The sequence below is a fragment of the Pseudomonas simiae genome (assembly GCF_900111895.1).
GTDB classification, from domain to species: domain Bacteria; phylum Pseudomonadota; class Gammaproteobacteria; order Pseudomonadales; family Pseudomonadaceae; genus Aquipseudomonas; species Aquipseudomonas simiae.
In genome coordinates this window covers 718,678-735,807 of sequence record NZ_FOKB01000001.1, presented here as the reverse complement: position 1 = coordinate 735,807, position 17,130 = coordinate 718,678, and the positions used below count along the sequence as shown (strand labels likewise).

The 17,130-nt window shown below is 59.6% G+C and carries 23 protein-coding genes; 1 reads left to right on the top strand and 22 read right to left on the bottom strand.

Annotated features, from left to right (window positions below):
- Positions 1-50: 50 nt before the first annotated feature.
- A complete protein-coding gene (locus BMZ57_RS03575; RefSeq protein WP_139136434.1) occupies positions 51-266 on the bottom strand; it encodes a hypothetical protein in 216 nt (71 codons plus the stop codon).
- A gap of 462 nt (positions 267-728) precedes the next feature.
- Here BMZ57_RS03575 and BMZ57_RS03565 point away from each other — a divergent pair, with 462 nt between their 5' ends.
- The gene (locus tag BMZ57_RS03565) at positions 729-953 is read left to right on the top strand and encodes a hypothetical protein (protein ID WP_042572024.1); all 225 of its coding nucleotides are present in this window, start codon (positions 729-731) and stop codon (positions 951-953) included.
- Here the strand turns inward: BMZ57_RS03565 and BMZ57_RS03560 are convergent.
- The 21 genes from BMZ57_RS03560 to BMZ57_RS03460 all read right to left on the bottom strand — a co-directional run bounded on the left by BMZ57_RS03560 (position 937) and on the right by BMZ57_RS03460 (position 17,104).
- A complete protein-coding gene (locus BMZ57_RS03560) occupies positions 937-1,137 on the bottom strand; it encodes a hypothetical protein (RefSeq protein ID WP_042572023.1) in 201 nt (66 codons plus the stop codon). The genes BMZ57_RS03565 and BMZ57_RS03560 overlap by 17 nt on opposite strands.
- A gap of 25 nt (positions 1,138-1,162) precedes the next feature.
- Positions 1,163-1,924, bottom strand: a complete 762-nt coding sequence (locus BMZ57_RS03555) for a C40 family peptidase (RefSeq protein ID WP_042572022.1) — start codon at positions 1,922-1,924, stop codon at positions 1,163-1,165.
- Between the two features lie 2 nt (positions 1,925-1,926).
- Positions 1,927-2,679 carry a phage minor tail protein L gene (locus tag BMZ57_RS03550; RefSeq protein ID WP_042572021.1) on the bottom strand — a complete coding sequence of 251 codons (753 nt, stop codon included), beginning with the start codon at positions 2,677-2,679 and terminating at the stop codon, positions 1,927-1,929.
- Between the two features lie 11 nt (positions 2,680-2,690).
- Positions 2,691-3,029 carry a phage tail protein gene (locus BMZ57_RS03545; protein WP_042572020.1) on the bottom strand — a complete coding sequence of 113 codons (339 nt, stop codon included), beginning with the start codon at positions 3,027-3,029 and terminating at the stop codon, positions 2,691-2,693.
- On the bottom strand, positions 3,029-6,085 hold the full coding sequence (locus BMZ57_RS03540; protein ID WP_069672481.1) for a phage tail tape measure protein: 3,057 nt from the start codon (positions 6,083-6,085) through the stop codon (positions 3,029-3,031). The genes BMZ57_RS03545 and BMZ57_RS03540 overlap by 1 nt, the downstream gene beginning before the upstream one ends.
- 27 nt (positions 6,086-6,112) lie before the next feature.
- On the bottom strand, positions 6,113-6,418 hold the full coding sequence (locus BMZ57_RS03535) for a DUF1799 domain-containing protein (protein ID WP_044287474.1): 306 nt from the start codon (positions 6,416-6,418) through the stop codon (positions 6,113-6,115).
- Between the two features lie 17 nt (positions 6,419-6,435).
- Positions 6,436-6,816, bottom strand: a complete 381-nt coding sequence (locus BMZ57_RS03530; RefSeq protein WP_044287475.1) for a phage tail assembly chaperone — start codon at positions 6,814-6,816, stop codon at positions 6,436-6,438.
- 9 nt (positions 6,817-6,825) lie between these two features.
- A complete protein-coding gene (locus BMZ57_RS03525) occupies positions 6,826-7,485 on the bottom strand; it encodes a phage tail protein (RefSeq protein WP_044287476.1) in 660 nt (219 codons plus the stop codon).
- 39 nt (positions 7,486-7,524) lie between these two features.
- Entirely contained in the window at positions 7,525-7,953 is a 429-nt protein-coding gene (locus BMZ57_RS03520; RefSeq protein WP_044287477.1) for a phage tail terminator-like protein, read from the bottom strand.
- Entirely contained in the window at positions 7,950-8,594 is a 645-nt protein-coding gene (locus BMZ57_RS03515) for a hypothetical protein (RefSeq protein ID WP_044287479.1), read from the bottom strand. The genes BMZ57_RS03520 and BMZ57_RS03515 overlap by 4 nt, the downstream gene beginning before the upstream one ends.
- A gap of 1 nt (position 8,595) precedes the next feature.
- The gene (locus BMZ57_RS03510) at positions 8,596-8,988 is read right to left on the bottom strand and encodes a hypothetical protein (RefSeq protein WP_044287480.1); all 393 of its coding nucleotides are present in this window, start codon (positions 8,986-8,988) and stop codon (positions 8,596-8,598) included.
- Positions 8,989-8,990: 2 nt separating this feature from the next.
- Positions 8,991-9,368 (bottom strand): hypothetical protein, encoded by a 378-nt coding sequence (locus BMZ57_RS03505; protein ID WP_044287481.1) that lies wholly within the window; start codon positions 9,366-9,368, stop codon positions 8,991-8,993.
- A 10-nt stretch (positions 9,369-9,378) separates the two neighbouring features.
- Complete coding sequence (locus tag BMZ57_RS03500; RefSeq protein ID WP_044287482.1) at positions 9,379-9,684, bottom strand: HeH/LEM domain-containing protein; 306 nt, start codon at positions 9,682-9,684, stop codon at positions 9,379-9,381.
- A 56-nt stretch (positions 9,685-9,740) separates the two neighbouring features.
- Positions 9,741-10,718 carry a major capsid protein gene (locus BMZ57_RS03495; protein ID WP_044287483.1) on the bottom strand — a complete coding sequence of 326 codons (978 nt, stop codon included), beginning with the start codon at positions 10,716-10,718 and terminating at the stop codon, positions 9,741-9,743.
- Positions 10,719-10,721: 3 nt separating this feature from the next.
- Complete coding sequence (locus BMZ57_RS03490) at positions 10,722-11,459, bottom strand: hypothetical protein (RefSeq protein ID WP_044288145.1); 738 nt, start codon at positions 11,457-11,459, stop codon at positions 10,722-10,724.
- Between the two features lie 87 nt (positions 11,460-11,546).
- A complete protein-coding gene (locus tag BMZ57_RS03485) occupies positions 11,547-12,290 on the bottom strand; it encodes a hypothetical protein (RefSeq protein WP_044287484.1) in 744 nt (247 codons plus the stop codon).
- A gap of 53 nt (positions 12,291-12,343) precedes the next feature.
- The gene (locus tag BMZ57_RS03480; protein ID WP_044287486.1) at positions 12,344-12,829 is read right to left on the bottom strand and encodes a DnaT-like ssDNA-binding protein; all 486 of its coding nucleotides are present in this window, start codon (positions 12,827-12,829) and stop codon (positions 12,344-12,346) included.
- An 8-nt stretch (positions 12,830-12,837) separates the two neighbouring features.
- Positions 12,838-13,950, bottom strand: a complete 1,113-nt coding sequence (locus tag BMZ57_RS03475; RefSeq protein WP_437436579.1) for a minor capsid protein — start codon at positions 13,948-13,950, stop codon at positions 12,838-12,840.
- The gene (locus tag BMZ57_RS03470; RefSeq protein ID WP_069672478.1) at positions 13,868-15,328 is read right to left on the bottom strand and encodes a DUF4055 domain-containing protein; all 1,461 of its coding nucleotides are present in this window, start codon (positions 15,326-15,328) and stop codon (positions 13,868-13,870) included. The genes BMZ57_RS03475 and BMZ57_RS03470 overlap by 83 nt, the downstream gene beginning before the upstream one ends.
- Positions 15,328-16,653: a phage terminase large subunit family protein gene (locus BMZ57_RS03465; protein ID WP_069672477.1), complete on the bottom strand. Its 1,326-nt coding sequence runs from the start codon at positions 16,651-16,653 to the stop codon at positions 15,328-15,330. Before BMZ57_RS03465 ends, BMZ57_RS03470 begins: the two co-directional genes overlap by 1 nt.
- Positions 16,628-17,104: a DUF2280 domain-containing protein gene (locus tag BMZ57_RS03460; RefSeq protein WP_069672476.1), complete on the bottom strand. Its 477-nt coding sequence runs from the start codon at positions 17,102-17,104 to the stop codon at positions 16,628-16,630. The genes BMZ57_RS03465 and BMZ57_RS03460 overlap by 26 nt, the downstream gene beginning before the upstream one ends.
- Positions 17,105-17,130: the final 26 nt, after the last annotated feature.

The window sequence follows — 17,130 nt, the reverse complement described above, 5'->3', positions numbered from 1 at the left end:
TAGCACTGAGGGCTGAATGCAAAAAGCCCAGCGCGGGGCTGGGCTATTGCTCACTTGACTGGTACTTCTACCATTTCAACCACACCACCGGACCAGTGCTCAGCAATAAAAGCATCCATCTCGGCTCTGGTTTTAAACGTCAGGCCTTCCATAGGGGTCCCATCTGGTGCCTGCTTAAACGGCGTGCCGAGCAGCGGGTTCACAATCACTAACTCGTTATCTTTCGTCATATGACGCCTCAATTCTGCGGACAGGTTGCGGATCATCATAGCGCACCGTTTCGGCGCCAACAAAACGCTCCAGCAAGTACCTGGCCAGGCATCCAGCGTGGATGGAAAGCCAGTAACTGGGCAGGCGTTCAGCGTAGTAGCGTTGTGCTTCTTAGCACAAGGAGAGCGCAATGGCTTACGTAACCGAATTCACTCGTCGATTTATTTCAACAACGAATTCACCAGGTCACGCCCACTGGACCACGCTTTATGAAATCGGAGACACGGTTCCCGTCTCTGGCATATATCGGTGTCAGGGGTGTGGCGATGAAATTACTTCAAATGCTGGCCAGCCTTTCCCACCACAAAACAGGCATCAACATGCGGACACCTCTGTTGAAGTTCTATGGCAGTTGATTGTCAGGACAAAGACGAGCTGAAAATCACCCAGTCCTACGCCTGCAAGCCCAAGGACTCGGGTTGCGCCAATGTCGGCGCGCACATCGCAAGGAGAGTGAAATGAGTAAAGATCTGCAAGACGCGTTGAACTACGCCGGCTCGTCAATCATCACCCTTAGCTGCATAGTTTCGGGGTTGGCCAGCCAACTAAAAGCCGGTCAAGGAACAGCAGCCGTTGAGGCTGCTCATGAGTTTGCGTTAGAGGTAGCCAAGGTGTATCCATCTGCGCCGGGCGTTGCTCCAGATGTTAAAGCGATAACCAAATTTTTTAATGGTCACAAATAGGATCAAATCCTAGCCTGCGCTCCAACCGAGAAAGCCGGCGCTGCAACAGGTCGGCAACCCGCTCCGAACTATCCGTAGACCCCTCAGGCAGTCCGATCTCGACACTGACGAATCGTTTCGCATCAAAAACAGCCGCTTCGGCAATACGAGCGTTATCGGCGTGTATTTCAACATGCTGTTTCATAAACTGCTCCTGCGGCGCAGCCGCGTCATGGTTGTTTTGCATCTTTATGCCTGAGGATCAGGCGCGTTCGGTCGTGCCAAGGGCCGCCGAAAATTATGATCTCGGACGGTCTGCCGTACAGGTGGTGCAGTAGGAACGGTCCGGGGCCGAAGGTGCCCGACTCTTCAGCAGGCAGCGACGGATCGGTGCCCAGGTAGATCCCGGCATGGTTCGGGTGAACCGTCCGCCCGACGTGCATGACGATCATGTCGCCGCGCTGCGGCCGGTCGACACGCACGAAGCCCGCTGCCTCGTAGTTCGCCTCGTACAGGCTGGTGTTCTCCGCCCTCTCCCACCATCCATCGACGCGCTGGAAGGCCTCAAACTCAATCCCCCATTCACGCTGGTACCAGTCGGCGCAGACCTGCCAGCAGTCCCAGGCGCCATGCACGAACGGGCGCTTGAGCAGCGGCGTGCTGCCTGTTGGCGTGATCGTGCGCATGTCGCCTTCGGGCCAGCTAAGGATATGCCAGGGCAAGGCCGTGGCCTCGCACATGGCAAAGTCATGGGGTGACGGCCTGCTTGTGGCGTCCGGGTGCGAATGAACGATGCCGATCACTTCGCCCAAGTCCTCCGCCACGGCGAAGTCCTCGGGGTCGAGCCGGAACTCTTCGTTCGGCTCGGTGGCGATGTTCCGACACGGGAAGTACTTCTGCGCCCGGCCGACCGCCAGCAGCAGGCCGCAGCATTCGCGCGGATATTCCGCCTTCGCGTGCGCCTGGATGGCCGCGATGATGTGCTTACGCATGATCAGCTCCGAGCAATCAGGGAAACGGCGGGGAATCCGCCGAAGGACAGTTCGTTGTTCTCGCCGAAGCGCAGCTTGCAGGACGACAGGCACCCTTTGCACTGATCCAGAGTCGGGTCATCCGTGGGGTTGTCCTCGTCATCGAACATTGCTGCCCCGGTGTAGCCGCAATCCGGCCCCCGGTAGCCATTGGTCATAGCCCAGTGGCAGAACGTGGTCATCTGCCGGCCAGGAATCCCGTGGTTATCGATCTCACCCGGCGAAGAAAGCTCCCAGACCACTGCCTCGCCGTCCTCGCTGGTTTTCTGGTCGATGTACCAGATTTCCAAAGCTTCCTGGGCAGGATCGGCAGTTGGGTTGCCTTCCGGAAAGTTCGCCGCATCCAGGTACTGGGCCAGCGTCTCACGGACCGTCAGCTTGAACTTGAGCATGTCCTCGAAGGCCAAGCAAAGCGCAGTGACACGCCCGTTGACGTTGCCAGCGGCGAATGTCGGTCGAGACGCGGTGCCATCGCTACTGGAGGAAATACCCTCAATCTGCACTGGCCAGGCCGCGTACTCTTGGCCCTGCCAAATAATGGACTTGGCGGGCAGGTCCTCTTCGGAGCCCTCGTAGGCCAGCAATTCCTCCGGCGTATGCGGGATGGCGTGACCGTGGAAGCGCAGGTAATCGGCGCCGTATTCAGTCCCGTCAATTTCGAACAGGCGAATCTCGCCGCCGGGCTCCAGTTTCTGGATGTCCGTGATCAATGCCATGTGCGGTTATCTCAGGGATGGAAGGTTTGCTGGAAAGTCGCAGTGATGGCGTATACCTGGCCGCCGCGGTGCACTGGTTTGTAGCCGTTGCACTTGTAGAGGCCAAGCTCACCCATGGGCGGCTCCCAGAGGAACCCCTTCGCCCCTTTGTGCCGGTCGAGGAACGCCATGATCTCCTTGATGCGCCCCTTCAAACCGGTGAAGGTCACCGGCCAGGATTGCGATCGGTTGTTGAGGCCATCCTCGACCGACTGCTCGTAGCCATCTCCGAACTTCTTGGAGCGGACGCGCTGGGCAATATCGCCCTCCGCGCCTTTCTCCGTCGCCCAGGTGAATCGTTCGATAGCCATCATCGCCCCTTGATTGCGTTGTTGATGACGCCGCCCTGGCGCATGTCCCTGCTCCGCAGTTCCTGATATTTCTGCTCTACAAACGTCGCAAGCTCCTTGCCGAACAGGTCATAGCCGGGAGCGTCAGAGGTAGACGATGCGTTGCCTTCACCGTCGATGTGCACCTCTACATTGATCTGAGTTGCACCGGCGCCGCTGCCGCCCATTGCCATAACGCCAAGCTTGCCGCTGGATGTCCGGGTCAGCGGCATGATCGCCTCTTCCCCAGCTTCGCCCATGACGCCGGTCTTGCCGTTGGCCATGCCGAACGCCGTGGGCTTGCTGACGATGGAGTTGGTGAACGCGCCGCCGTCGGCGAACATCTGCACACCGCCCGACCATGCGCCGCCCTTGGCTTGCGGAAAGTAGGTGCTGGAGTATCCGGCAGATGATGCCCCGAGGTTTGACGACGCGGCACCAGCAGACCCGGCGGCCATGCCGTTGCCTCCACCCGCGGCGCTGCCGCCCAAGTAGCTCGCCGCTGCCCCCACTAAGCTGCCCAGCAATGCCGAGCTCGCCTGACGGGTCGCGATACGCGCCATATCCGCCAAAATCGACTTGGTGAAGTCCGCAAAGGAAAGCTTCCCAGTCATTGCGAAGTTGACGACCGAGTCTTCCATGGAGCTGAAGGCGTTACCGAACAGGCTTTTTGTCTGGCCGGCAATGTTGCGCGCCGAATCAAGGTAGTTGTCCCACGCCGCAGTCGCGCCCTTCGTCCAGTCGCCCTGGGCATTCTCCACATCCGCATAGTTCTGCCGGATCTGGTCCGTCGCGGCCTTGTTCGCGTCTGCGAGCGCCTGCGATTTGCGCTTAAACTCTTCCTCCGACATGTTCCGCGACGGGTCGGATTTCTGGTTGGCAAGCTCCAGCGACTGCTGAGCAAACCGATCCTGCTGGCTGTTCAGTTCGCCGCTGAGCGCGTTCTGTCGATCGCCCTGCCCCACGCCGAGCACTGCGCGCTGGCCTGCCAGTTCCAAAGCCCGCTGTTGCTGCCCCAGCGCCTGCACGTACGTGCTGATCGCCCGCTCCTGCTTTGCCAGGCGCCCGGTTTCGTTGGTGGCGAGCACTTCAAGCTGGCTGTCGGCATCCTTCTGCGCTTTAACCATTCCTGCGCGCGCGTCGGCGATCTTCTGGTCCAGCTGGATGCTTTGCGCAGCCGACGTGGACTTCTTGCCCTTGGCCGCTTCCAGTGCAGCAATCTCAGCCTCGTATGCTGCCGTTGTTTGGTCGAGCTGATTGCCGATCAGAGCCTGGCGCCGCAGCAGATAGTCTTCCTCAGACAGCAGGCCAGCCTTCTGTGCCGCCTCCAGTTCCTTCTGGTAGTTTTTGTAGGTGTCAGTGATCGCCGCCAGGTCGTTCTTGGCGCTGTTGAAGCTGGCCAGATCGACCTGCGTACCGGCGGCTTTGGGATCCTTGAATTTTTCGTTGATGTTCGCGATGTTTTCATCGACCGTTGCCTGGGCCAGGCGAGGGTCGTTCGGCGCTACCTTGCGGATATCGTCGAGTTGTTTTTTGTAGTCCTTGAGTGCGTCGGCCCGCTTCTGCTCATTCGTCCATGAAGACTTGGTGAGAGCATCAACCTTCTGCATCGAAGTGATTGCAGACTGCTGAGCCTTCGCCTGGTCGCCTTCCAGCTTGGCGATTTCGGCCTGAGCCGCCTTCTGGTCCTCAAGCATATTCAAGCGGTTTTGATAGAGATCGATCATCTCCTGCTTGTTTTGGAACAAGCCAACGTCGCCGGATTGCGCGCTAGCCAGGTCTCGGCGGGCTTGCTCAATGTCGGCGCCGATATCCGGGCGCCCGATATTGCTAAGGCTATCGGCAGCCCGCGCGACTGCGTTGTAACCTTTCTCCCAGAAACTCAGGTTTTCCAGAATCCTCGGCGTCCGCTCGTTGATCGCGTCTGCATAGGACTCGGTGGCCAGTTTCACCGCACCGGCGTGGTCGCGCTGCTCTTCCAAGGCTGCGATCTGCGAGTAAACAGACGCAGTCAGGTAGTGGTACTGCTCGTTCAGCGCTGCGGATGCCTTTACGGGGTCGTCGGCCAGCTTGACGAATTCCGAGACTGTCTCGCTGACGGCTTTACCGGTCGCCTCCTGCATCGAAACGGCGGCCTGGGTGATGCCCGCAAAACTCTCGCCGGCGATCTTGCCGTTATCCGCCAGCATCGCCAGTACCGCAGCGGCCTGGCCTGTGGTGCCCACGGTCGCGCTGACTTGGCGCGCCATGTCGCCCAACTGCCCAGCGCTAACCCCTGCATAGTTGCCGGTAAGGATGAGCGACTTGTTGTAGCTGTCCTGCTCTTCGCTGCCTTTGTGGTACGCATATGCCAGGCCGCCCACGGCTGCTGTGGCAAGCGCTAGAGGCGCCAGGATGGCGAGCAACCCCGCCGCACCTACACCAGCGCCGGCGCCCAACTGAGCCACGGCACGAACACCACTCCCCCAGTCACCCGACGACAGCGCGTTACCCAGCTGTACAACGTTTTCCTGCGCCTGGCGGGTGCCGAGTCGCAGTTTGTCGAAACCGGTGGTGGTCTTTTCGAGCTTTCCATAATCCTTGTCGATCTTCGCCAGGGCGCTGTTGTACTGGTCCTGGCTGATTCGACCTTCGTCGAGATGCTTGCCCAGTTGCTCGACCTGAGTATCCAGCTTCGCCAGCGCAGCGCGGGCCGGGTCGATGGCACCCAACAGGCTATTCAGGGCCTTTTGCTCGTCCATGGCCGACTTGGCCAGGGCGATCTGCTGCTTGTCCAACTGAGCGGAGATCTTCGCCGCCTCTGCCTCGCCATAGGCGCCGGTCTTGGTCAGCTTGGCGAGGGCGTCACGCTGCTTTGCCAGGTCCTGGGTGGTTTTTGCGCTAGTGGACAGCGACTTTTCCAGGGCCTGCATTTCGTTCATTAGCGAAACGGCGGACTGCTCGGCCCGGCCGCCGGCCTTCGCCATCTCATCCAGGCTTGTTTTCGCCTGGATTGCATCGGCCGAGTCGATCTTGACGCCGAGTTCTGCAATGTTCATCGACTCACCTTGAATAAGTGCCCATGGTCACGGGCTGTTTTCCCTTTCCTCCGCCATAACGCGCAGGGCTTCGCCTTCCAGCACCTGAAGGTCAGGGAAGATTTCAGCGATTTTATTTTTCTTGATGCCGAGGAAGCCGGCCACGTCGCGGATGCTGCTGTAGTCGAGGCCGATAGCGCCGCCCGAGCCTGCTCGCCACTGGGTGGACATGCGGTTGAAAAGCAGGAAGGCCGGCCAGTTGCAGGGCCAGACCTCGACATCTTCATCATCAAGGTCGGCAGCCGTCAGCCCGAGAACACCCAACTGCTCAGCAGATGGGCCACTTTCGTACATGGCTTTGGCTGCCGATATCAGTTTCCCAGGCGGGCCTGGCTAAAAGCGCTCTGATAGGCGCTCACGACCGCTTCGGCGGTGCCATAGCACGACTTAACAAGAGCCTGGATGCTCTTGTCGTCGAACTTGTCATCAAAGCCCCAGCCAACAACGAGATCCTTGATCTGCTGCACCTGAAGCTCGGTCTCGGCCGAAACGACATCAGACAGAGTGGTGCCTTCACCGAAACTGGCGCGCATCTCCTTTCCCTTTGCGCTCCAATCATCGAACAGGGCTGCAAGTCCCGGGCGATCCCGATATTTGAAGGTGAACTCGATTTTCTCGGGCTCCTCCCCAACTACCGGGATCAACACGAATGCCTTGAATGTTGGGTTCTGGGCGATCCTGATCTTTGCCATGAGAAGTCCTTATGCGCCAGCCAGGTAGCGAAGCGAACGAGCCGAAAGCCCGATACTGATGGTGCGCGTCATGACGTTGTTGCGCTCCATGGTCGGGTCGGGTGTGATGCTCACATAGCCCGGATAGAGGATCTGATCGCCGTTACGCAGCTTCATGCGGACCACCGCCAACTCCTTGGTGTCGTCGTAGCCTTCGACGGTTTCGACGTACTGCGCCGTGGGTTGATCCTCCACCACGATAGTGATCGTGGTCGGGTTGCGGTTGGTGGGGAACTGCTTGTCGTCATCATCCTCCAGGTAGCCGACAGTTTGATACTGCTGCTCGCCGCCGGAAGATGTGAAGGACGTGACCTTCGAGATCTGCGTCCAGCCGGATACAGGAATCACTGAGCCGGCACCTGCGCCGAGGGTGTACTTGTCGGTGTTGGTGGTATTGAGGCCAGCCAAGGAAAAGGCATCGGCAGTAATCCCGGATGCTTTTACAGCGCGGTCATTGATGAGCGCCCAGCCAGAGTTGACCAGCAAGATGTCGCCCATTTCAATGCTGTGTCCAACAGATGCAGCGACTGGAGGTTTGGCATTGGTCAAGGCGGTGAATGGGACAGCAGATCCCAAAACGCTGGCGATCTCCAGCACAGCGCCGTTCGGCAGCGGGAAGCGTGCGGCCATGGTGTATTTCCTCTTGAGTGCCCGCCTGACGGCGGTAGGTTATGCCCCAGCGGGCGGTTGGTCTGCGACACCCAGATAGGTGAAGCTGGCCGGGACCGTGTAGGTCGCCGACTCGGTAATAGTTGGACCTTGATCTACTGGCTCAGTGATCAAGCCCTCGAAACCATTGCGGGCCAGTGGCGTGTCGACGCGAAACAGCCGGGTCAGTTCGTCAATAAGCGCTTCGGCGGTGACCATGGCCTGCGCAGAGGGACAGACGATGCTGACCTGATAAACACCGGCGTATTCGTAAGCCTCCCCGCTGAGATAGCGGCAGGTTGTGCTGGCCGGCAGTTGGAAGGCTCGCAGATACGTTTCAGAAGCGCTTGGTGTAAAAGGCTGGTTTGGGTAGGCCACTCGTATCGGGCGCTCAGCCGCCCATGCAGCCAGCTTCGTTTCGATGGCCTGACGGGCTCGTGCGTGACTCATACCTTGTTGTTCCTGATAGCCTCCAGCACGATCTGCTGAAAGCGAGCCACGGTTACCCTCACCATACCGCCGGGAGCCTGGGTTGAATGGCCGAACTCCAGCGGAATCGCGTAGGGCAAGTTGTTTACGATGAAAGCCGTTTCTCCGGCCTTGAACTCAATGGCGCCCGCCACAAGCCGCGCAGTCGCCTCAGCCCCTGTCGGGTCCGGGTGAATGCGGAAGCTGTTGTCGACAGAGCCAATAGAGAAATTCCAGTTCGCCCGGAAGCGGCCGCCGACATAGTCCTGACCGGCCACCAGGCCATTCACGTTGAAATTCTGGTCGCGCTCAGTCTTTGTCAGCGGCTTGGCGTATTTGACGCCGCGCTTGAGACTTCCCGCATTCGTGAAGTTCGATTCGGTCAGGTTGATGAGCGTGTTGCGGACGGCGACGTTGAAGTCGTAGTCATCGGCAGCGCGGGCATTGGATTCGCGGTGAGCGACGTTCGCGGCCCATATCTCTGGGTTGCCCACCGGCGACATACGGATGAGGCTACTGCCAATCTCGATGATGATTTCACGCAGGCTCGCGTCGATTGCTTCACTGGCCTGGGCGGCGAACTCGGCCAGGCTCAGGGCGAAGCTGCCGGATTGGGTCGCCATGTCATTTCCTCAGTTGCGCCGTCCACGTTGCATCAGCAGGGTCCGCAGACACGTTCATCACCCGCAGCCCGTTGACGATATCGCCAATGGCCGGGGCAGCCGGTACCGCCGTCGGAACGCCGGCCTCCAACACGAACAGCTCGTTTTGCAGCACCAGCAGCTTCTTGTCGCTGGTCTGGATGAGGGAGCCGTCGATTTCTTTGGACAAGTAACTGCCAAGAACGCCGCGGCCCGAGTACGTGACGGTGGTCTCCGGCGTTTCTCCACCCAGGTCGGGGTCATACTCACCCGCAACGTTGCGCACGCCTGTCACCGGTTTGACTGCGTCGGCCAGGCCATCGGGATCGTCGAATGCTTCCGCCAGTTCGGCCTGGATCTCTTCGCGCATGCCCACGGTCAGATCCTCTTCAGCATCATCACGCCGGAGCGCGTGATCCACGGAGCCAGCAGCGCCAGGGCGAAGTTGACCCCCGCCGACTGATCGGTTGAGCCCGCCACGTAGGTTTTGCTCACCGATGTGCCGGACTGGGCCGAGACCGTCTTGCTCTGCACTTCCTTCTGCGTGGCCGTGTACAGCTTGCCCGCCGCCGCCTCTTTGGCAACCTGGGCGCCGGCTGTTTTGATCTCAGCCGGAACCGGATCAGGAACAGCCCGCTTAATCTTGGCCATGAGCCAGGCATTGGCCATGGTCACAGCAAGGACCGGATCACCGGTGCCGGCCCAGTCAGGACCGAGCTGGGCGTCAACATCGGCGACGGTGATGTAATCGGTCATGTGCTTGTCCTTATTCCGCTGGCACCAGGGTCTGCAGGTCTTCTTTCTTGGCGGACGGGTCGAAGGCAATACCCTTCTCGGTCAGCCATTCTTTCAGTTCGGGGACCTTCATTTTCAGAGGGTCGGTTTCTTTGCTCTCTGGCTCCTTGCCGTCTGACACCTTGATGCCGGCCGATTGGTAGGCATCGAAGATATCCGGGGCATCGCCATCGACCACCACCTCGGTAGCGGAGCCGATGACACCGAAGAATTCGCTCAGCAGGCGGTAGCACACGCCGCGCTCTTTGCCCGGCTTGTCCGTGTAGATCACTTTCATGAGTCACCTCAAAAGCTCCCCGGCGCCGATAAAGACGCCAGGTTGTGTGGGCCGGATTACGGCGTGGTGGTACCGCTGATGACAGCAGCGAAGGGAACTTGCTTGCGGCTGAACACGCGCTGCCAGTTTGCAGCAGCTGCGTACTGAGTCGCGGTTGGGCTGAGGTTTTGAGCCTCGGAGCCTTTCCAGCTGAAGCCTGCGGGCTGGAGGATGTAGGTCTTCCGCTCCCACAGCACTTCGGCACCACCACCGTTACCGCCGCTGGGCTTCCGCTCCAGTTCTACCGGAACCTTTGGTGTGCCTTCGCCGTAACCGAAAGCGCCCTGGCCGAAGAACACGGACAGGTACTTGCCCGCGCCGTAGACCAGAGCGTCGTCCATGAACACTGGCTTGCCGAGGTAGGTGGCCAGGATGATCTTGCCGTCAGAATCACGCAGGTACTCGATGAGGTCCTGCTTGACCATCTGGTTCATCACCACCGAGTGCACGCCGATCGCGCCGAACTGGTCAGCCGCGTCGCCGGCGGTAAACGCGGCATCCTGGAAAGCGTTCGCACTGATGGTCGCGCCCGCGTCAATGACCATGTCACCGCCGTTGTTCGCGATGTTCGACGCGATGATGCCGCGAGCCGCGCCCAGGGTGTAACGCTGCCACTGGCGGGTCCAGTAGGTGCCGAAGCGGTTGCGGATCTGCTGCTGAGGCTCGCTGTTTGCCAGCTCAGCGGTCAGGTCGGTGACGCCGTAGCCTTTGTTGAGGTAGAGAACGCGGGCACGCATGCTGTCCTGGGTGACTTTGCCGACTTCGCCTTGGTCGTTCGGGTCGTCGTTGCTGATGTTCGGGGCTTCATCGGCGTTGAGATCCTGCCAGTAGCTGATCTCGGCGGTGCCTTGGCTGCCGGAGGCGATCGCATCCAGCACAGGCGAGCGGGTCACAATGCCCGACTCGTACACAGCGGTCTTTTCCGGGCTGTTAACCGGTGCCAGGGAGGCGTAGTAGTCACCGACGAAGATGTCGGTCAGTTGGGTAGTTGCCATGGATTAGGTTCCTTTGGTGGCCTGGATTTTCTTGAAGAGCTCGGGGTTGTCACGGGCGATCCCAGCGCGCTCGGTTTCCGTGTACTCGCCCCACTTTTTCGTGGCCTTGCCACCGTTGTCGCCGGTCTGCCCGGCACCCTGAGCCCTTGGCCACAGGTGTGTTGCTGTTTCACGCAGAGATTCCGCCCATTCGAGCGGCGACAGCGGGGTTTTCCCGTCCTTCCCGTAAACGACCTCGCCGTCACGGTCGGTGGCAATCGCCTCGCCGTCTTCACTGAGTTTGAAAGTGCCCCGGGCGCGCAGGATGATGTCCTCGGCAGCCTCAGGGAGCGCGCCGGCCTTGATGGCAGCAGCGCGGATGGAGTCGGCCAGGACCTTGTCGCTGTACTTGGCGGCAAATTGTTCTGCCTTATCGGCACGGGCCTTTTCGGCGGCCAACTTGGTGTCGTAGTCGGTGCGCAGGCGCTCGGTACGGCGGGTGATGACCTCGTCCAGCTTGCCCTCGGCAATCAGCTTGGTCTCTTCATCCTGGCCAACCTTGGTCAGTAGCCCTTTCACGGCAGCGATGTCCAGGCCTTCAAACTGGGACTTGAAGCCGTCCAGCTCGGTCTTCGTGGTCCGGAGCGAGCCAAGAAGCTCGGTGTTTTTGTTCTTGAGGCCCAGGGTTGCAGCCTCAACGGCTGCAGCAATGGCGGTCTGAACTGCCGGGTCTTCAAGATCAATCTGGTTTTCGTCTGCCACTTGGTGCACCCCTTGGGTTTGGTCGGCCCGCTTTGCAGGCATAAAAAAACCCAGCGTTCGCTGGGTTCTGAAACTCGCTATTCATTACTACTTCGAAAAAAAATCCGGCCCTAGCATTCTGTCAACTTCGTCGTATCCCTCTTGTCGTTCTCGCAGCTTTTCAAGCTGATCCGCCTTATGTCGCTCGCTCAGATCCCAAACAAGCCTATTCAACAGACTACTACTGACAACATGAGTAATACTTTCATGAGCAAAGTGAATTACAATCTTTAACTGAGACTTAGACAGCGAACTTAAAGCATCAAAGTAATCATCATTTAGTTGACAGTCAAGTCGCCCTTTATTGATATTTTTCGAGCTAAGTTCACTTACAAAGGGTGCTAGGAGCCAATCAGCAAAGCCTGACAGACTCTCCTTCTCCATAGCGATGAGCTGAAGAACCTCGCCACGCTCAAGCTTATGCGGAAAACTTAGCTGTAAGTTCTTCTTCTTTTCAAGCTTCGACTTGTAGGATCCTTTACCAACAATCAAATCCACATCAACAACCGTAACAGGAATCAACCCCTCAGAAACAACGCTAAGGGACCAGTCCTCAATTGCATTGTTATCAAGAACCCGAGCTTTCATTCGCTCTTTATGTCTATGCTCGTAGGATTGCCACAGAGCAAATACCACCGCAGAGAATGTAGCCAGGCCCGCGAACCATTCCCCAATCGTTCCAGTAACGGAGACATGATTGGCAAGCCAGTCAACGTTGACTACACCTACAACCATGCCCAGCGTGAAAGAAATCAAGACCATTGCAAAACTACTAATCAAGCGCTCACTCATAAATCCTCCTTGTGATAGCTTGAATGATAGCCTAGTGCCTCTACGCATTACAGTTATCGAACGACGTAAAAACCTCGCATCACTAAGTAATCGGCGAACTGCGCCCTGCTCGGCGCATAGGGCGGCGGACGCATGCGCAGCCCTGGCGTATCTCGGTTGAGCCGCGTGCGCCGGCCATTGGGCTCAGTGCAATACGTTGGCTCCTCGATCTGGAAGCCCTGCTCGACAGCGTATAACTCGACGGCCAGCCGTACCTGCCCCCATTCCAGCTCAAAGGGCACGAATGTCTCGGAAAGCGTTTGGTATTCGATCTTGCAGTCACGCCGGGGCCAGGCCATTGCCTGGTCAGGATTGGCCTTGCGCCCCTTCCACTGGCGACTGTTGATGTCGGCCGCAGCGCGCAGCAGCAGTTCGACCTGCTCAGCCTCAGCTTCAGGTATCCGGAACCCGTAGTAGTCGCGGTAGAAGGTCAGCTTCTCCAGCGGCACGAAGCTATTCGCGTCTGGCCTGCCCTTCCCGTCCTCAACGATGATCTGCATCGGCTATCTCAACCTGGTGGAGCGCCGAGTGTAACGCCTGCTCGGGTGAACATGTCAGGCTCTGCTTCCTTCAGCTGCGCCAGCGTCAGTGGCTTGAATGACTTGTCGAGCTGCAGCTTTGCGAACTTCTCCGGCGTCAGCCCGCCATCACGGAACAACTTGCCTCGGACTGGCCCGAGGGCATGATCCTGGAAGCTCGCCGGTTGCGTTGCCAGCCACTCGTAATAATTCAGGCCAGCGTCGACCTGAGCCCCACCGTTATCGCCCACCGAGGCGCGCGTGGCGTCCTTGGCGAACATCTCCGAAAGCCTGGTGGTCGGCACCGTGGTTGACCGGCAGTTAATATGCGCCGGCGGCAGCGGTCCTTTGCCCAGATCGAAGCGCCTGCCGTCCAGGCCCTTGCATTGCTGCGAGGTCTTGCGGTCGAGCGTCGACACCCAGCGATAGCCCAGCACCACGTCACTGTTGGCCTTCAACGTCTCCATTCGTGCCGTGGTGGCTACGTGCTGGATTGCCGTCTGCACCACAGCGGCAGCATTGCGGTTGCTCACAGCCAGGACGCCGTCCGTGAAGTTCTGCGCCGCGGTACCGCGAATCGCCTGGATGATCTGCGCATTGGTCTGGCCCTGGCCGAAGCCGAGCCTGATGGTGTTCGTGACGCGCATCGTCTCCGTGCGCGTCCAGCCGCTGACGAAACTCTTCAGCAGCTTTCCACCGTCGATACCTTTCACCTGCAGCGGATAGGAGAATACCGCCGCGCGGATCACCGTGTTGGTCGGCACCACCGCGTCGATGGAGAGCGCATTGCTGAGGCTTTTGGCCTCAAAACTCGACTCGTAAAGCGCGATGTCGACCAGATCAGCCTGCACCAGATCACCGTAGGCCTTGTAGATCTCCAGCAGCTTGCTGTCCACCCGGGCCAGGAACTGCTCAAGGCGGTCCCGGCTGTAGGTGGTCAGCTCCTTGCGGGTGAGTTGCTCCCGCACCAGCTTGTCGATCTGGCGCAGGTACTTTTCAAATTTCTTGACCTCGCCGGCCTTAAGCCGCTCCAGCATTACCGAGTGGCGAGTCGTCTGCTCCAGCAGTTGGCTGTCCGCCCGCACCAGATTTGTCGATGGCATCGTCTTTGTCCAAGTTGATGCCGGCCGACTCGCGCTCATCGCTGATCAGGTCGGCCTCTTCGTCATATGGGCGGTCCGGCAACTTGCCGGTAGTGAGGTACTGCCAGTAGGTGTCGGCGCTGATCGTGCCGGCCATCACGCCTTTCAGCAGCTCGGCGAGCACCTGGGCGTCGACCACCGGGGTCACGAACTCAGGGTTCACCTTGAACTTGACCTGCTTAGGGTCGTATCCCTTCCACTCGGCGGCGTAACGCAGCCCCTGCTCCACCGCCTCGGCCACGGTAATGACGATGCTGTGGAGCGTGGCGTGCTGATCGTTCTGGCGCGTCTTCCGCGCCTCGCCCGACTCGGTACCGCCGACGTCCATGACCTTGGCGCCCGCCTCAAGCGCGGCGTTCTTCTGGTCATCCATGGCCTTGCGCACAGCTTCGATACCGGCGCCTTGGAATTCCAGGTAACCGCAGGACCCGCTAGGCCCAAGATCCCAAGCCGCCGATGGCCCGGTGACGCTCAACTCGACCGCCTCATCCAGACCGGAGACCCACGGCTGCGGGTGGCTGGTCTGGTGCAGCGAGGTGAAGTAGTCAGCGCTCAACTGGTAGGACTTCAGCGCCGCCCGCGCCATGGTGAGCAGCGGCACCTCATCGACATCCGGGGAGTTGTCGGTGGAACCGCAGTAGATCACGGGCAGGTATGGCAGGCCTTTGACCAGACGGTTGTCAGTTCCTGTTGTGCCCAGCGGCTTTTCGTCCTCGACCAACTCGCCGCCCTCATTGCGCACGGCCGTGTAGCAGACCTCGTTGAGCATGAAGAACTCGCGAAACACCGTGTCGCAGTCGTGACTGTAGCGATCGCCGCCCTTCTTGCGGAATTCGCGGAACACAGAAAGCACCAGGTCCTGCCGGCCGCCTTGGTCAGCGGTGTCCCAGTTGATCGCGTTACGGGTGGCATACGTCGAGAAATATGGCTCGCCGCTCTCGTCGATGTTCACCACTAACGGCACTCGGCCGTGAGAGATCGCCTGGCGCACCATACGGAAGAACAACTGCTTCAGGCCGAAGCCGTCGGCTGTCGCGTTATCCTCCAGCCCTTTCAGGCCGGTGGGCAACTCGATCTCCGGGATCAACCGAGAGACCAGGCCCATCATCGAACGCAGCGAGTCGCGCACCCATTGCTCGTACTGAGCCCGGTTCGTGTAGTTCTCGTAGAGGTACTTGTTGCCGGCGCCGTCGATCTTTTCGGCTTCGACCATACCGCTCGGCTTAGGCAGGTTGCGCTCGTTGCCCTTCACGGCGCACTCACCCTCGAGCGCGTCGTCCATCATCTCCCACTCGGCGATGTGCGCGTCGTAGTCGGGGTTTGTCGATTGCACTGGCATCAGGCCAAGCCTCCAATTCGGCGTGTTCCGCCTGTGCGTGTTTTGATCGGGTAGCGCTTGGCAATGAAGTAGCCGGCGGCATCGTTCATGTGGTCGTGACCCTTCTTCGGGTCTTTGTCCGGCTCACCCTTGTCGGTGTAGGTCTGTCGCTCAAGGCACAGCATTAGCTGTGGGCATTGATCAATATTGACCTTCAAGCGGCGCTCACCATAAGTGTTCAGGAACATGGCGTTCACTGAGTTAACGCGATCCTTAACGCCAGGGTTGGTTGAATCAACGACAACTGTGAACCCGGCCTTCTTCAGTAGCGACAGGTCGGACTCGCTCGCGTTTTTGCTGCTGGTGTTCTGCCCGCTGGCGTCGGGATAGACCGCCACCGAGTGACCAGGGAACCGCGCCTGGATCTTCTCGATCATCTCCGGCGTGTCGCGCACCCCGTGGAATTCATCCAGGGCCAGCGGCAGGTCGTCCCGCACGACATAGACAACGGACGCCATCTTCATGACGTTGAAGTCCATACCGATATGCAGCGCCTCACCTGGCTTGATTCGCTCGCTGGTGCGGCAATCTGTACGATTGAACGTGTAGTAGACGACGCCCGCGTAGTTCTCAAAGCCGGCTTCGTATTCTTGCCGGAACGTACGCGGGTCCATCTTGCGGCGGGCAGCGTCAAGCTCTTCAGGAGGAACGTTGCCACCCTGCAATGACGTGTACTGCCAGCTCTTGTGATCAGGCTCGCCACCTGGCTTGCCGTCCAAGTACGTGTCGTAGCAGTGGTTGAAGCCCTTCGGAGTACCAATTCGCAGCGCATGGCCGCCCTTGCGCACCCCGACACCCGGAATCGTGTACTGACAGGTCGACAGCATCGGCCTCAGCACCTCCTCCCAGGCAGCCCACGGGCAGTCCGCCCATTCATCCACCAGGACGAAAAACAAACCGGAGCCGCGCAGGTTGTCGTAGTTGTCGAGCCCCACCACGCGCATGACGTGACCGGACTTGAGCGTGATCGAGCATTCAGTCTCGTTCGGGCGGTGTGCACGCCACGCTTCGGGGATGGCTTGCTTCAGCCGACGCCAGAACACGCGCTTGGCCTGTTTGAAGGTCGGCGCGCCGTACCAAATCTCATCCTCGACGCTCACGCCCCACTCGGCAGCCAGTCGTGCCGCGCGACGCATCTCAGCCTTGCCCAAGAACGTCTTGCCGAACCGGCGACCACACACCGCATCGCGGAAGCGGGCCTCAGGCTGGAAGCCCCAGCAGTAAATGTTCGCCTGCTTGGGCGTCAGCTTTACCGGCGGGTCAAAGGTACGGGGTAGCGGGGACATTCTCATCAGGCTCCAAGGTGTACTCAGCAACGGCGTGCTGCTGGTCCGCTTGGGAGCCCAGAGGTTTTTCAGGTTCGAGGCGACGATTCACGTAAACATCGCCCACCTCTTTGGCGGCCTGCTCGTACAGCTGAGCGGTCAGCGCCAGGTTGCGCATGTTCTCGGCCTTCTCAGCCATTCGCCCCAGGCCACGAAGCCGGAAGGCGCGGTTGGCAATTGGGATCTCTGCGGTCTCTTCTCGGAACCGCTTCCTGGTGTCGTGGAAAAGGGTCGCCCACTTCACCGCCAGCCCCTTACCCGCGGACTTGGTTGGGTCGTGCGTCTCCACCTGCTGGCGGCTCACCACAACCCCGTATTCGTTCTTGACGGCTTCCACCACCTGGGATGGGGTGTCAAAGCACGCCAGCGCCTGAACGATGAAGCTCTTCACCTCATTTTTCAGGGCTGCCATAAATTCTCATCCGTCTAGAGCCTGTC